A 14,470-nucleotide genomic window follows, 5' to 3' on the forward strand; every position below is an offset into this window, starting at 1 on the left:
CGAATACCGACAACCTAGCATTTACCCTAGTGGTGCACGAAAGCACCTTAATTGGGCGTTTATCGGTCCAAAGAAGGATTAGGCGCGCTAAAGCCGTTAATCGTTCGGATCGCCAACTAACGTCCATCACATCAAACTATCCGCGTAACGGACGAACCTTCGCGATTATCTCGCCCACAATTCCGCGCCTGAAGAGCAGCACGCACGCTATGAAGATCAGCCCGGTCACGATCGTCACCGACTCGCCCAGCGAATTGAACCAGTCGATGCCGGTAAGCCGCGTCAAACCGCTGCCGATATCGCCGAGACGATTTTCCAGCGCGACGATTATGAACGCGCCGAGCAACGGCCCGAACATGGTGCTCATGCCGCCGACCAGCGTCATCAACACTACGAGACCCGACATGGTCCAGTAGGCGTCGCCGAGTGTTTCGAAACCGAGTATCAGCGTTTGCAGCGCGCCGGCGAGTCCGGCAAGTCCCGCCGACAACACGAACGCCAGCAGCTTGAAACGCGACGTGTCATAACCCAGCGAGATGGCGCGCGGTTCGTTCTCCTTGATTGCAATCAACACCTGGCCAAACGGCGAATGCACGATCCGCACGATAAACCCGAACGCCAGCACCATTACCACCAGCACGATGTAATAGAGCGTCAGGTCGGAACTGAGGCTGACTGCGCCAAATAACTTGCCGCGCGGCACGCCTTGAAGACCGTCTTCACCATGCGTGAACGGCGCCTGCAGGAACACGAAGTAGACCATCTGCGCGAGAGCGAGCGTGACCATCGCGAAGTAGATGCCCTGGCGGCGGATCGCAAATAAACCGACGATCAAACCCAGCAGCGTCGCAATCGCCGTCCCCGCAATCACGCCGAGTTCCGGCGTGAAGCCGAGCGTCTGGATGGCGTAACCCGCCGTGTAACCGGCACTAGCCAGGAACATCGCGTGACCGAAAGAGAGCAAGCCCGTATAACCGATCAACAAGTTGAACGCCGCCGCGAACAACGCGAAGCACAGCACCTTCATCATGAAGACGGGATAAACGCCCAGGAACGGCGCCGCGATCAAGCCGGCCAGCAATACGCCGTAGAGTACTTTTCTCAACATCATTTTTCCTTGCCGAAAAGTCCCGCCGGGCGCACGAGCAGCACCAGCGCCATGATGACGAAGACGACCGTCGCGGACGCTTCCGGATAGAACACGCGCGTGAGGCCTTCGATCACGCCGAGGCCGAGGCCTGTGAGTATCGAGCCCATGATGGAACCCATCCCGCCGATAACCACGACCGCGAAAACGGTGATGATCATCGACTGGCCCATCAGCGGCGAGACCTGGATCACAGGCGCGGCAAGTACGCCGGCAAACGCCGCGAGCGCTACGCCGAAACCGTAGGTGAGTGTGACCATCAAGGGCACGTTGACGCCGAACGCCTCGACCATCTTCGGGTTCTCGGTGCCCGCGCGAAGATAGGCGCCGAGCCGCGTTTTCTCGATGACGAACCACGTCGCAAAACACACCACCAGCGACGCCACCACCACCCACGCGCGATAATTCGGCAAATACATGAAGCCGAGATTCGTGGCGCCAGCGAGCAACGAAGGGACATCGTAGGGCTGCCCCGATGATCCGTACACCGAACGAAACACGCCTTCAATCACGAGCGTCAGGCCGAACGTGAGCAAAAGACCATAAAGATGATCGAGCTTGTAAAGCCAGCGCAACATGGTGCGTTCAATCACGATACCGAACACGCCCACTATCACCGGCGCGAGCACGAGCATTGCCCAGTACGGCACATTGAAATACGAGAAACCCATCCACGTGAGCATTGCACCCAGCATGAACAACGCGCCGTGCGCAAAGTTGATCACGTTAAGCAGGCCGAAGATCACTGCGAGGCCCAGGCTCAGGATGGCGTAGAAAGAACCGTTCACCAGTCCGAGCAGCAACTGGCTCATCATCGCCGCGAGCGGAATGCCAAAAATTTCCATTGAACCTGCCGTCAAAGGTGTTTCGACGCATGCCGCCCCGCGGGACGCCATGCGTCGATCGATCATGCGGACTCACGCCAGGCGCAAATCCGCAAAGCGGTCATTGCCGGCCGCTTATTTCCACAACGCGCAGCGCGATTCAGCTTTGGTCGCGAACGCCTGGTCACCTGGAATGGTCGCGGTGATCTTGTAGTAATCCCACGGTTCCTTCGATTCCGACGGCTTCTTCACTTCCATCAGATACATGTCGTGAATCATGCTGCCGTCGGCGCGGATATAGCCGTTCTGTGTGTAGAAGTCGTTGATCTTCGCCTTGTGCAACTGGTCCATGACCTTGTCGCTATCCGTCGATCCCGCTGCCTGAACGGCCTTCAGGTACGTGGTCACCGCTGAGTAGTCCGCGGCGTGGAGACTCGTTGGCATCTTCTTCATCTTCGCAAAGTAACGCTGCGCCCATTTGCGCGTTTCGGCGTCCTTGTTCCAGTACCAGCTGTCCGTTGCCACCAGGCCTTGCGTGGTTTCGAGTCCCAGGCTGTGGATATCGGTCAGGAAGATCAGCAGCGCAGCGATCTTCATCTGCTTGGTGATCCCGAATTCCTTCGCGGCCTTGATCGAATTGATGGTGTCGCCGCCAGCGTTCGCCAGGCCAAGAACCTGCGCCTTCGACCCCTGCGCCTGCAACAAGAACGACGAGAAATCCGATGCCGACAACGGATGGCGCACCGTGCCGAGCACCTGGCCGCCATTCGCCTTCACCACGTCCGATGTGTTCTTTTCCAGCGCCTTGCCGAACGCGTAATCCGCCGTGAGGAAGTACCACGTCTTGCCGCCCTGCTTCGTCACCGCCGAACCGGTGCCCTTGGCAAGCGCCATGGTGTCGTATGCGTAGTGAACCGTGTACGGCGTGCATTGCTCGTTCGTGAGGTTATCGGCGCCTGCACCAATGTTGATGTACGGAATCTTCTTCTCGCCGGCGACCTGATTCGTCGATAACGCCGTCGCCGAATTCGTCCCGCCGATGATCGCATTCACACCATCGCGATCGATCCATTCACGCGCGCGCGACGCCGCAATGTCCGCCTTGTTCTGGTGATCCGCGTAGACCAGTTCGATGGGCTTGCCATTCACCTTGCCGCCGAAGTCCGCGATTGCCATGCGAATCGCCTCGAGGCCGCCTTGCCCGTCGATATCCGCATAAAGACCCGAAAGGTCCGTGATATAGCCGATCTTCACCGTGTCGCCGGCTGCGGCCTGAGCGTTGCCCGCCATCATCGATGCAGTTGCAGTAGCAACAGCCAAACAAATGCCCGAGAGGCGCGCGAGGGTCTTCTTCTTCATTACAGTCTCCGTTGAGTTGTTTTTCTTGCGGCTGCCGCGTGCCGAACGCGGGTCAAACCCCGAGCAATTCGTGCAGCACCGGCATTTTCGTTTCGAGTTCCCCGGCATTGAAGTGCTCGACAATCTTCCCGTGCTCCATGACATAAAAGCGATCGGCGAGCGGCGCTGCGAAGCGAAAATTCTGTTCGACCATCACGATCGTGTAACCCCGTCCCTTGAGCATCAGGATCATTCGCGCGAGCGTCTGCACAATCACAGGCGCGAGCCCTTCCGAAATCTCATCGAGCAAAAGGAGATTTGCGCCCGTGCGCAGAATGCGCGCCACGGCAAGCATCTGCTGTTCGCCGCCGGACAGACGCGTCCCCTGGCTATGACGGCGTTCCTTGAGATTGGGGAACATCGAATAGATTTCTTCGATGGACATGGCTTCCTTCGGATTCCCGACTACTGGCGGAAGCATCAGGTTTTCTTCGCATGACAAGCTCGAGAAAATGCCGCGTTCTTCCGGGCAATACCCCACGCCGTAATGCGCGATCTTGTGCGTCGACATGCCGACCGTCTCATGCCCGCCAATCCGAATCGATCCCGTGCGCCGTCCCGTCAGGCCCATGATCGCGCGCAACGTGGTCGTGCGGCCCGCGCCATTGCGCCCGAGCAGCGTCACGACTTCGCCACGGTTCACTTTCAGATCCACGCCGTGCAGGATATGCGACTCGCCGTACCACGCTTGCGCGCCCACAAGTTCGAGCGCAGGTTCGCCAGCCGATGCATCGCGCGGCTGTTGCGCCCGGCGTTCTTCCACGATCGTGCTCATGCGTGCGCTCCGGCGAGGGCGGCGTCGGCGCTGCCCATGTAGGCTTCCATCACGAGCGCATTCTTCGATACCTCCGCGTAGCTGCCCTCGGCCAGCACTTCGCCGCGTTGCAGGACCGTGATGGTGTCCGAGATCCCGGCGATCACGTTCATGTTGTGCTCGACCATCAAGATGGTGCGTCCCACCGATACTTTTTTGATCAGCGCCGTCACGCGGTCCACGTCTTCGTGACCCATGCCTTGCGTGGGTTCATCGAGGAGCATGAGTTCGGGTTCCATCGAAAGCGTGGTCGCTATTTCGAGCGCGCGTTTGCGGCCATATGAAAGCTCGACCGTGGTGGTATCGGCGAAATCGGTCAGGCCGACTTGCGTGAGAAGATCCATGGCGCGGTCGTTAAGTTCGTTGAGCACACGCTCGCTTTTCCAGAATTTGAACGATGTCCCAAGCGATCGCTGCAAACCAATACGTACGTTCTGCATGACCGTCAGATGCGGAAATACAGCAGAAATCTGAAACGACCGGATCACGCCGCGCCGCGCAATCTGCGCGGGACGTTCACGCGTGATGTCGGCGCCATTAAAGACGATCTGACCCGCAGTGGGTTCGAGAAACTTGGTGAGGAGGTTGAAGCACGTGGTTTTGCCGGCGCCATTGGGACCGATCAATGCGTGGATGGAACCGCGGCGCACACGCAGGTTCACGTCGTTCACGGCGGTGAAGCCTTTGAATTCTTTTGTCAGGCCGCGGGTTTCCAGAATCGTGTCGCCGAGAATCATGTCCCCTTCCGTGCTTGGTTTGAGCCTCTTTCGCCCGGGCTTGTTTCAGCTTCAACAGAGCACGCTTTTGGCGCATGCCATTGGTGCCCGATTCGTTCGCGCGGGTGCCTTAACCTGGATAAGTGCTGCAGTGCTGGCGTTGTGCCGGCTTGCATCTGCGGCGCTTTTTGCGTGCCGCACAACGCTCGTGCAGACGTGCGGCACATCAAAGACGTCCGGGGTATTGTCGCGCCAATGATGCAGCGCAATCATCGGGATTTGCACTTAGTTTGGCGCTTGTTTTCTCAGCAAAATTGCTCGATTGGTCGATCAATGCGCGTTACTGAACATATCGATGCCATGTTCAAGCCACGCCCGATATCAGCGTCCGAACCTGCGAGCCCAGGAAACGCCGGTCCGCGCGAATCATTTCGCTGGCCCGCTCGGCGATCATCAACGTAGGCGAGTTGGTATTGCCCGACGTAATGGTCGGCATGACGGACGCATCCACCACGCGCAATCCTTCAACGCCAATGACGCGCAGACGACTGTCGACGACCGCGGCTGGATCGTTATCGGTTCCCATCCTGCATGTGCCTACAGGATGAAAAATGGTCGTGCCGATTTTTCCCGCTGCCACGGCCAGCTCGGCATCGGTTTGAAACGATGCGCCCGGCAAGATCTCTTCGGGCGAATACTTCGCGAGCGCGGGCGCGGCCGCAATGCGCCGCGTCAACCGCAAAGCGTTGATGGCGACCTCGCGATCGCGATCCGTCGATAAATAATTGGGCGCGATCAGCGGCGCATCTTTTGCATCGGGCGATGCAATATGAACGCTGCCGCGCGACGTAGGCCGCAACGGACACACCGAAGCCGTGAACGCATTGAACGCGTGCAAGGGCTCGCCGAACCGGTCCAGCGACAAAGGCTGCACGTGATATTCCACGTCGGGCCGGGTGATGGTTGCGTCGTCGGGATTGGATTTGGCGAACGCGCCGAGTTGCGACGGCGCCATGGACATGGGCCCGCTGCGCAAGGCCGCGTACTGCAAACCGATCCACGCCTTGCCCCACCATTTCGCGGAAAGCGTGTTCAACGTGCGCACGCCGCGCACTTTGTAAGCCATCCTAAGCTGCAGATGATCCTGCAGATTCTCGCCAACGCCGCGCAGATCTTGGACTACATCGATACCCAATTTCTGCAGCCGCGCGCCATTGCCAATGCCGGACAATTCCAGCAATTGCGGCGAGTTCACCGCGCCCGCGCTGACGACCACTTCAAGGCGCGCCTTCGCGAGATAGTCCGTATCGCCGCCGCGATATTCCACGCCGACGCAGCGCTTGCCTTCCATCATCAGACGCTGCGTGTGCGCGCCCGTGATGATGGTGAGATTGGGACGCTTCATGGCCGGTCGCAAGAATGCCTTCGATGCGTTCCAGCGGATGCCGCTGCGCTGGTTGACATCGAAATATCCTACGCCGGTGTTGTCGCCGCGATTGAAGTCATCGGTGGCGGGAAGTCCTGTCTGCTGCGCTGCTTGCGAGAAGGTTTCCAGCACTTTCCACTTGAGACGCTGCTTTTCGACGCGCCATTCGCCGCCCGATCCATGCCACTGGTTTGCGCCGCCGTGATGATCTTCGCTGCGCTTGAATACGGGCAGAACCGAATCCCACGACCAGTCGCGGTCGCCGGTAATGGCCGCCCAGTCGTCGTAATCCTCGCGCTGGCCGCGCATGTAGATCATGCCGTTGATCGATGAACATCCGCCCAACACACGGCCGCGCGGATAGGAAAGCGAGCGGCCATCGAGCCCCGCTTCCGCCTGCGTTTTGTAGAGCCAGTCCGTGCGCGGATTGCCGATGCAATACAAATAACCGACCGGCACGTGGATCCAGTGGTAGTTGTCGCGTCCTCCCGCTTCGAGCAGAAGGACGTTTATATCGGCGTCTTCGGTCAGACGGTTGGCGAGCACGCAGCCCGCCGTTCCCGCGCCCACGATGATGTAGTCGAATTCACCCTCGAGCTTTCGTGCGTCCTGTTTCATCTGCGTCTCCTGCGCGGCTCGCCTTGGGGCCGTCGTTCTGATTCAGAGTTTTTATCCGCTATTTTTCAACACCCTACTGCGCTCGCAGTGCAGCAATCCAATCAGATATCTTCAATAGCTTTATAAGCCGCGCTAATATCAGGCATGGACCTGACTCTGCTGCGCGCCTTTGTCACCGTCGCCCGTGAGGGGAATCTCACGCGGGCGGCCGTGCTATTACATGTATCGCAACCTGCGGTCAGCTTGCAGATCAAGAATCTGCAAGAAGCGCTAGGCGTGACCGTGTTCGTGCGGACTTCGCATGGATTGGTCCTCACGCGCGACGGAGAAACGCTCCTGCCTCACGCCGAGCGCGCTCTGAACGCCGCCGGCGAGGTACGGCGCGTCGCCGCCGCGCTGCGTCATGAGATCGGCGGCAGGCTGACTATCGGCACGATTCTCGATCCCGAATTCTTGCGGCTCGGCGGTTTCCTGCGCGCGCTGGTGGAAACCTATCCGCGCATTGAGACGGCGCTCAGGCACGGCATGTCGGGCTGGGTGCTGGAACGCCTGAAGGCGCGCGATCTGGATGTGGGGTTTTACATCGGCGATCCGGCAATCGATGAACCCCGCGACACCACGCGATTTCATGTGGTGCAGCTCAAGCCGTATTTGTATCGCGTGCTGGCGCCGGCCGGATGGAAAGACCGCGTGAACCGCACGACACATCCAAAGACCGGCGCGCCCGACTGGACCGCGCTCGCCCGTTTGCCGTGGATCTGGACGCCGGCGGAATCGGCGCATAACCGTTTGCTGACTCGTCTCTTCGATGCCCACGGCGTCCAGCCCATGAAAGTCGCCGAAGTCGATCAGGAGCCGTCCATGCTCGATCTCGTCAAATCGGGCGTCGGACTGACGTTGGTCCGGGATTCGATTGCGCTCGCGGAGGCGCACGCGCATGCGCTGACTATTGTGGAAGGCGTCACGGTGCCGACGCAGTTGTCCTTCATCGTGTTGACGGAGCGCCGCAATGAGCCGGGCATTGCCGCGGCGTTACGTCTGATCGAAGACCAATGGGCGACCTGACCGCGAAGATCAATCGCGCGGCCGCCAAACTTTGTTAGTCTGAGGCTCGCGCTTCTCGCGCCCACGTGAACAGGAATTCGCAAACATGGCACGAAACATTGAAATCAAGGCCCGCGCGCATCAATTCGACCAGCTTCTGGCGCGCGCGGCTGCGCTCGCGACGGAACCGCCGATGATCTATCGCCAGCAGGATTTTTTCTACGATGTGCCGAACGGCCGCCTCAAATTGCGTCAATTCGATGACAACACGCCCGCCGAACTGATCTTCTATCAGCGCGATGACCGCGATGGCCCGAAGGTTTCCTATTACTCGCGCAGTCCCGTGACGAACCCCGAAGCCATGCACGCGCTGCTTGCCCAGGCGTTGAACACGCGCGGGATCGTGAACAAGGAGCGGCACGTCTATAACGTCGGGCGCACACGCATTCACCTGGATCGCGTGGATGGACTCGGCGATTTTATCGAGCTGGAAGTGCTGCTCGGTCAGGACGACGACGAAGCGAGCGGCGAGAAGGAAGCTGAAGAATTGTTCGCGAAGCTGGGTGTATCGAGTGCGGATCTGGTGCCGGTTGCATACGTCGATCTGCTCAGCGAACCGGCTTGATTGCGCTCGGCGTGAACACGCTCACTCCGGATCTTTCACCGCAAGATGTCCGAGCGGTAACGGTCCATTGCGCTTGAACGTGGTCAGCACAATGTTGGAGCGCACGCTGTCCACGCCCGGCACGCGCATCAGTTTCTTCATGACGAACGTGGAGAGCGCGTTCAGATCGGGCGCGACAATGCGCAGCAGATAATCGGCGTCGCCCACGGTTGCGTGGCATTCGAGTACTTCGGGCAAGGTTTCGATCTGCTGCTGAAACTGGTCGATGACGGTGTCCCCGTGATGCTTCAGCTTGAGGCTCGTGAACGCCGTCACTCCAAGCCCGAGCTTTTCAGGCCGCAGCACCACGCGATATCCATCGATCACGCCGGTCGCTTCGAGCCGCTGCAGCCGGCGTCCGATCTGCGATGGCGACAGCGGCACTTCCTCGCCGAGCTGCTGATGCGTTGCGCGGCCAAAACGCTGCAAAACGTCGAGCAGCGCGAGATCGAAGTGATCGAGGTCGATCATGGGAAAACCTGCGTTGGATCTGAAAGGACGCAAGCTTACCGCGCTCGGTACAAAATAACCGTTCGACCAAGGAGCACGAGATGATCGAAAAACTCACATCGGACGAACTGAAGGCGCTTCTTGCTGAACTGCCCGGCTGGAAAATCGACGCTTCGGCAACATCCATTCACCGCAGCTTCGAATTCGCCGATTTCAACGAAGCATTCGGCTTCATGACGCGTATTGCGATCAAGGCGCAGGAGATGGACCACCATCCTGAATGGTCGAATGTTTATAACAAGGTCGAAATAACGCTATCCACGCACGAGGCGAAAGGCCTGACTTCGCGTGACGCGACGCTGGCCAGGTTCATCGGTTCTATCGCGGGAAACTCGGGCAACGGTTGAAGACGGCATATAAATCGGATTCATTACGACAAACTCGTAACCTTCGTATTACAAACAATGACATCCGAAATCCGCAATATTGGATCGTAAAAAGCGGCTCTCTCCCTGATTCGAAAGCGAAAACAAAGCAAGTTGCAAGCCTCTGCTAACCGAGCCTTTCATTCGGAAAGTCGGAGCATAATCAATACGTAAGCTTTTGGAGCGACGCCGCGACTTCGGAAGCTTCACTTCGTTGGCAGCACAGAGCGACCCTGTACAATCACCACGCATACGGTTTTGGCACTGCATTCGGCTTTGCAAAGACGTCCGATCGGGCACTTCGTAAAGCACGAAAGCACGGCAAAACCCAAAGCGGCTTATTCAACGCAAATGGGAAACTGGCGAATGTCGAGCCGCAATTAAACCGCTGCAAGGCACTGCAATGCAGCATTTGGCGTAATAAGAAAGGATTGCTGAACTGCCCCGGACGGCGCTGCCGTTGCAACCAAGGCATCAATGCGAATTCCGGCTGGCGGCTGCAGCGTGCAATCGAGCCTAACCCATATCGTATAAGAGCGACTTCCATGCGAATCCTTCTGATTGAAGATGACCGCCCTATCGCACGCGGCATTCAAAGCAGTCTCGAACAAGCCGGTTTTACCGTCGATATGGTTCACGACGGCATTTTCGCCGAGCAAGCACTGACGCAAAACCGGCATGAACTGGTGATTCTCGATCTCGGCTTGCCCGGTATCGACGGAATGACGCTGTTGTCGCGTTTCCGCCAGGGCAATCGTCACACGCCGGTGATCATCCTGACCGCGCGCGATGAGCTGCATGACCGCGTGCAAGGCCTGAACAGCGGCGCCGACGACTACATGCTCAAGCCGTTTGAACCGGCTGAACTCGAAGCGCGTATTCGCGCCGTGATGCGCCGTAGTGGCCCGCACGGCGATGTGCCGCGTCCGGAAGTATCGCTGGGTGGTTTGCGTTTGTCGGGCGTGGATCGCCGCATTTTCAACGACGAGAAGCCACTTGAATTATCGCCGCGCGAATTCGCCGTGCTGGAAATGCTGTTGCTGCGCCATGGCCGCGTGGTGAGCAAGGCCCAGTTGCAGGATCACCTGACGCATTTCGGCGGTGATCTCGGCGATACAGCCATTGAAGTCTACGTGCACCGGGTTCGCAAAAAGCTTGAAAACTGCCGCGTGGAAATCGTGACGGTGCGTGGTTTCGGCTATTTGCTGCAGGAAATCCGGCCAGCCGCGTAAGCGGATTGTCCGTGGCCAACCAGCCAGACGAGTAAAGACTCCGCACCTTGCGATTCCCTCCCCGGCGCACCGCCGACGAACGTTTCGACCGCGCCGACTGGCTGCATCTGGCGCAGTCGAAAACCACATCCTCGAGCCAGCCGCCAAGCCTGCGGCGCTCGCTGTTGCGCCGCCTCGCCGCGCCGCTGTCCCTGCTCGCGCTGATGAGCGGCCTGATGGCGTATTGGCTCGCGTGGCAATACACGCAACATGTGGTCGACCGTTCGTTGGCGGATCTCGCGACGGCTATCTCGAAGCAAATCCAGCTTGCCGGCGTCGATGCTCCCTTGACGGTGCCGCCGCTCGCCCGCGCCATGTTCTCCGATCCCGTGGAACAGCTGATCTACCGGATCAGCGACGGCGAAAACGAAATCGCCGGCGAAACCGATCTGCCGCTGACCGGCACGAACGTGCGCCGCATTCACTACGCGTACGTGTTCGAGACGACTTATCAAGGAACGAGCGTGCGCGCGGCGCAGGTGCGCGTCGACCAGACGCACGGCAATCCGATCGTGGTGGAAGTCGCCCAACGCGTGGGTTCGCGCTACCGGATCGCCGTCGAGTTCATGGTCGCGATCATGATGCCGCTGCTGCTCCTGCTGCTGGCCGGCTGGGTGATCGTCTGGCGGGTCGTGAACCAGCAGCTCAACCCGTTGACCGATCTCGCCGATACCCTCAACCGGCAGACGCATACATCGCTGGAACCGGTCGATGAATCGTTCGTACCTATCGAAATTCGGCCGCTGACAAGCGCCATGAACGGCTTGCTCGATCGTCTGAAAACGGCGCTCGACGCACAACGCAAATTTATCGCCGATGCCGCCCATCAGCTGCGCACGCCGTTGACCGCCGTGAAGTTGCACGCCGAGCAAGCCGCGATCGCGAAGGACCCCGCCAAGGTGCTGGAAGCGGTGAAGGAACTGCGGGCGTCGGCGGATCGCGCTGTGCGGTTATCGAATCAATTGCTTTCGTTGGCGCGCGCCGAGCCGGGCGAACAAGCCGCACGTTTCACCGACTTCGACTACGCCGCGCTCGCGTTCGAAACCGGCGCCGAATGGGTGCCGCGCGCTTTGACCGCGCATGTCGACCTGGGCTTCCAGCGTCTCGATGACCCCGAAAACGAGCATCCGCTGACCGTGCGCGGCAACCTTGTGCTGGTACGCGAGGTGATCGCCAACCTGATCGATAACGCATTGAAATACGTGCCCACGTCTCGCGTTGAAGGCGCCCGTGTGACGGTTACGGTGACGCAAAATATCGATGAAAAAGGTCAGAAAGTTGGTGAAATCGTGGTGGAAGACAACGGCCCAGGCGTTCCTTTGGAACAGCAGCCGGATCTTTTCAAGCGCTTTTTTCGCGGCGATGGACACGGCGTGGAAGGCGGCGCCGGACTCGGCCTCGCGATCGTCCACGACATCATGGTCCTGCACGGCGGCAGCGTGCATTACGAAGACGCGCCTGCGCCAGACGGTGGCGCACGTTTTATCGTGCGGATGCCTTTGAAGCCAGCATAAAAAAACGCCACGGCGAACGAGCCGTGGCGTTTCGTTTCGAGCGCGAACGATCTTACTTTTTCAACGCCAGCATCGTGCCGCGGCACTTCTTCGCGCCGCAGCGGCATTCGTATTCCTTCTTCAGCTTCTTCGTGATGCGACCGTCGATGACGAGACCGTAGTCGTAGTACAGCTCTTCATCTTCCTTGATCGCACGCAACGCGTGAATGAACACGCGCCCTTCCTTCTCTTCGGCTTCGCAATTCGGCGCGCACGAGTGGTTGATGTAACGAGCGCTATTGCCATCGACTTTGCCGTCGATCACCTTGCCGTTTTCGAGCGCGAAATAGAACGTATGGTTCGGCTCGTCCGGGTTGTGAGGATGACGGCGCAACGCCTCTTTCCACGAAATGCGTTCGCCCTTGTACTCGATAATCAACTCGCCTTTCGCGAGTGGCACAGCAGCGAATACGCCCTTGCCGTGTATGCCTGAACGGCGGACAACGACCCTCCGTGAACTCATCGACTGGATCCTTTAAAACGAATCGGTTTGGCTGGCAGACGCTTCAACTTCGCCCCGCCCCGGCTTCACGCGAACGGTGACGCACCGGAACGTGGATTAAAAAAACGCGGCGGCCTGAATGCGAGGCGCCGCGTTGCTTTCTTTGCATGGTTGAACGCATGCAGGTGAACAACGGCATCGTACACGCTAGGCGCGCACGAGTTCAACCGCTCCATAATTTCTTACCGCTGGCCGAACGAGATATCGCCGAACAACGCCTTCTGGTCACGCGGTTGCGAACGCCAGTATTGCGGCGGCGCTTCGACTGTCGCGCCCAGTTGGGCAGCCGCGTGCCACGGCCAGCGCGGATTGTAGAGCAGCGCGCGGGCAAGCGCGACCATATCGGCCTGACCCGACTCGATGATCTCTTCGGCATGCTGCGGATCAGTGATCAAACCAACACCCATGGTGTTCACGCCGGTTGCTTCCTTGATGGCTTTCGCGAACGGCAGCTGATAACCCGGCGACAGCGGAATCTTCTGCAACGGCGATACACCGCCCGACGATACGTCGATCCAATCCACGTTGTGCTTCTGCAATTCCTTCACGAACGCGATGGTCTGCTCCAGATCCCAGCCGCCGTCCACCCAGTCCGATGCCGATACACGCAGGCCCACGGGTTTATCGGCGGGAAACGCGGCACGCACGGCGTCGAATACTTCGAGCGGGAAACGCATGCGGTTCTCAAGCGAACCACCGTATTCATCCGTTCGATGATTCGAAAGCGGCGACAGGAATTGATGCAGCAGATAGCCGTGCGCGGCGTGGACTTCGAGCCCGTCGAGACCCAGACGCGCCGCGCGTTTTGCCGTCGCCACGAAAGCGTCGCGGACGCGGATGAGGCCGGCGGCGTCGAGTGCGAGCGGTGGCGTTTCACCTCCGTTGTGCGGAACTGCCGATGGCGCCGATGGCAACCATCCTCCCTCCGATACCGGGATCAACTGGCCGCCGTCCCACGGCACCGCGCTCGATGCCTTGCGGCCGGCGTGTCCGAGTTGCATCGTGATGGCGATGTGCGAGTGCTTGCGAATGGCATCGATGACGGGTTTCAGCGCCGCTTCGGTTCCGTCGTCCCAGAGGCCCAGGTCGCCCGGGGTGATGCGGCCGTCGGGCTCTACCGCGGTTGCCTCCAGGCATAACATGCCCGCGCCCGATAACGCCAGGTGGCCGAGGTGGATCATGTGCCAGGCCGTTGCTTCACCACGCTCGGCGGAGTATTGGCACATCGGCGATACGACTATGCGGTTCGGAAGCGTCACGCTCCGCAATGTGAACGGTGAAAACAATGCACTCATGGGAGAGGTTCCGAAGGTGGGAATTGGAGGCGTTTTAGAATAGCACTTCGGTTTTTTCCATGCACAAGGGGTCGCGCTGGCGCTTGGTCGGGGTTGGTTTTTTTTTGGTCGGGGTCTATGCCGGGTTGCTGCTGTTTGGGCTTTCGTACGTTCTGTTCTGCTGTTCTCTTTATCACTATTAGCCACTGTGCGTGGCGGCACTTCATTTCTTTTTCCAACGGCTGTTTAGACCGGAGACATAGCTGACAGGTGTGCGGAGACATGGTTGACACTTTCGGGCAGTCCAACTGCCTCGAATCCGACCATGCCGTGGAACCCGCGAG

The 14,470-nt window shown here is 59.3% G+C and carries 13 protein-coding genes and 1 pseudogene; 5 read left to right on the forward strand and 9 right to left on the reverse strand.

All coding sequences use genetic code 11. The features are described from left to right. Positions 1 to 136: 136 nt before the first annotated feature. From ASG35_RS10545 to ASG35_RS10575, 6 genes are all read right to left on the reverse strand, one after another. Complete coding sequence (locus ASG35_RS10545; RefSeq protein WP_056356308.1) at positions 137 to 1,108, reverse strand: branched-chain amino acid ABC transporter permease; 972 nt, start codon at positions 1,106 to 1,108, stop codon at positions 137 to 139. Further along, complete coding sequence (locus tag ASG35_RS10550) at positions 1,108 to 1,992, reverse strand: branched-chain amino acid ABC transporter permease (protein WP_056356347.1); 885 nt, start codon at positions 1,990 to 1,992, stop codon at positions 1,108 to 1,110. Before ASG35_RS10550 ends, ASG35_RS10545 begins: the two co-directional genes overlap by 1 nt. A gap of 114 nt (positions 1,993 to 2,106) precedes the next feature. Next, positions 2,107 to 3,330, reverse strand: coding sequence for an ABC transporter substrate-binding protein (locus ASG35_RS10555; protein WP_056356310.1), 1,224 nt, complete (start codon positions 3,328 to 3,330; stop codon positions 2,107 to 2,109). Positions 3,331 to 3,382: 52 nt separating this feature from the next. After that, positions 3,383 to 4,144, reverse strand: coding sequence for an ABC transporter ATP-binding protein (locus tag ASG35_RS10560; protein WP_056356312.1), 762 nt, complete (start codon positions 4,142 to 4,144; stop codon positions 3,383 to 3,385). Continuing rightward, complete coding sequence (locus tag ASG35_RS10565; protein WP_056356314.1) at positions 4,141 to 4,920, reverse strand: ABC transporter ATP-binding protein; 780 nt, start codon at positions 4,918 to 4,920, stop codon at positions 4,141 to 4,143. The genes ASG35_RS10560 and ASG35_RS10565 overlap by 4 nt, the downstream gene beginning before the upstream one ends. A 343-nt stretch (positions 4,921 to 5,263) precedes the next feature. Beyond that, entirely contained in the window at positions 5,264 to 6,943 is a 1,680-nt protein-coding gene (locus ASG35_RS10575) for a GMC family oxidoreductase (protein ID WP_056356318.1), read from the reverse strand. Positions 6,944 to 7,087: 144 nt separating this feature from the next. On the opposite strand from ASG35_RS10575, the gene ASG35_RS10580 reads away from it, so the two are divergent. Together ASG35_RS10580 and ASG35_RS10585 are read left to right on the forward strand one after the other, a co-directional pair. Then, positions 7,088 to 8,008 carry a LysR family transcriptional regulator gene (locus ASG35_RS10580; RefSeq protein ID WP_056356320.1) on the forward strand — a complete coding sequence of 307 codons (921 nt, stop codon included), beginning with the start codon at positions 7,088 to 7,090 and terminating at the stop codon, positions 8,006 to 8,008. Between the two features lie 85 nt (positions 8,009 to 8,093). Continuing rightward, a complete protein-coding gene (locus ASG35_RS10585) occupies positions 8,094 to 8,612 on the forward strand; it encodes a class IV adenylate cyclase (protein WP_056356322.1) in 519 nt (172 codons plus the stop codon). 21 nt (positions 8,613 to 8,633) lie between these two features. On the opposite strand, the gene ASG35_RS10590 is transcribed toward ASG35_RS10585, so the two are convergent. Next, positions 8,634 to 9,122, reverse strand: coding sequence for an Lrp/AsnC family transcriptional regulator (locus ASG35_RS10590; protein WP_056356324.1), 489 nt, complete (start codon positions 9,120 to 9,122; stop codon positions 8,634 to 8,636). 74 nt (positions 9,123 to 9,196) lie between these two features. Here ASG35_RS10590 and ASG35_RS10595 point away from each other — a divergent pair. From ASG35_RS10595 to ASG35_RS10605, 3 genes and pseudogenes are all read left to right on the forward strand, one after another. Continuing rightward, a pseudogene (locus ASG35_RS10595) lies at positions 9,197 to 9,508 on the forward strand (4a-hydroxytetrahydrobiopterin dehydratase); the annotation flags it as partial. Between the two features lie 563 nt (positions 9,509 to 10,071). Beyond that, entirely contained in the window at positions 10,072 to 10,758 is a 687-nt protein-coding gene (locus tag ASG35_RS10600) for a response regulator transcription factor (protein ID WP_056356328.1), read from the forward strand. 107 nt (positions 10,759 to 10,865) lie between these two features. After that, positions 10,866 to 12,311, forward strand: a complete 1,446-nt coding sequence (locus tag ASG35_RS10605; protein WP_056356350.1) for a sensor histidine kinase — start codon at positions 10,866 to 10,868, stop codon at positions 12,309 to 12,311. A gap of 52 nt (positions 12,312 to 12,363) precedes the next feature. On the opposite strand, the gene ASG35_RS10610 is transcribed toward ASG35_RS10605, so the two are convergent. Beyond that, the gene (locus tag ASG35_RS10610; protein WP_056356329.1) at positions 12,364 to 12,813 is read right to left on the reverse strand and encodes an SET domain-containing protein; all 450 of its coding nucleotides are present in this window, start codon (positions 12,811 to 12,813) and stop codon (positions 12,364 to 12,366) included. 221 nt (positions 12,814 to 13,034) lie between these two features. Further along, on the reverse strand, positions 13,035 to 14,147 hold the full coding sequence (locus ASG35_RS10615; RefSeq protein WP_056356331.1) for an NADH:flavin oxidoreductase/NADH oxidase: 1,113 nt from the start codon (positions 14,145 to 14,147) through the stop codon (positions 13,035 to 13,037). Positions 14,148 to 14,470: the final 323 nt, after the last annotated feature.

The organism is Burkholderia sp. Leaf177 (assembly GCF_001424345.1).
Taxonomy (GTDB): domain Bacteria; phylum Pseudomonadota; class Gammaproteobacteria; order Burkholderiales; family Burkholderiaceae; genus Caballeronia.

Coding starts and splice junctions, on each gene's coding strand:
- ASG35_RS10545 (WP_056356308.1), bottom strand. CDS start 1,108: ATGTTGAGAAAAGTACTCTACGGCGTATTGCTGGCCGGCTTGATCGCG.
- ASG35_RS10550 (WP_056356347.1), bottom strand. CDS start 1,992: ATGGAAATTTTTGGCATTCCGCTCGCGGCGATGATGAGCCAGTTGCTG.
- ASG35_RS10555 (WP_056356310.1), bottom strand. CDS start 3,330: ATGAAGAAGAAGACCCTCGCGCGCCTCTCGGGCATTTGTTTGGCTGTT.
- ASG35_RS10560 (WP_056356312.1), bottom strand. CDS start 4,144: ATGAGCACGATCGTGGAAGAACGCCGGGCGCAACAGCCGCGCGATGCA.
- ASG35_RS10565 (WP_056356314.1), bottom strand. CDS start 4,920: ATGATTCTCGGCGACACGATTCTGGAAACCCGCGGCCTGACAAAAGAA.
- ASG35_RS10575 (WP_056356318.1), bottom strand. CDS start 6,943: ATGAAACAGGACGCACGAAAGCTCGAGGGTGAATTCGACTACATCATC.
- ASG35_RS10580 (WP_056356320.1), top strand. CDS start 7,088: ATGGACCTGACTCTGCTGCGCGCCTTTGTCACCGTCGCCCGTGAGGGG.
- ASG35_RS10585 (WP_056356322.1), top strand. CDS start 8,094: ATGGCACGAAACATTGAAATCAAGGCCCGCGCGCATCAATTCGACCAG.
- ASG35_RS10590 (WP_056356324.1), bottom strand. CDS start 9,122: ATGATCGACCTCGATCACTTCGATCTCGCGCTGCTCGACGTTTTGCAG.
- ASG35_RS10600 (WP_056356328.1), top strand. CDS start 10,072: ATGCGAATCCTTCTGATTGAAGATGACCGCCCTATCGCACGCGGCATT.
- ASG35_RS10610 (WP_056356329.1), bottom strand. CDS start 12,813: ATGAGTTCACGGAGGGTCGTTGTCCGCCGTTCAGGCATACACGGCAAG.
- ASG35_RS10615 (WP_056356331.1), bottom strand. CDS start 14,147: ATGAGTGCATTGTTTTCACCGTTCACATTGCGGAGCGTGACGCTTCCG.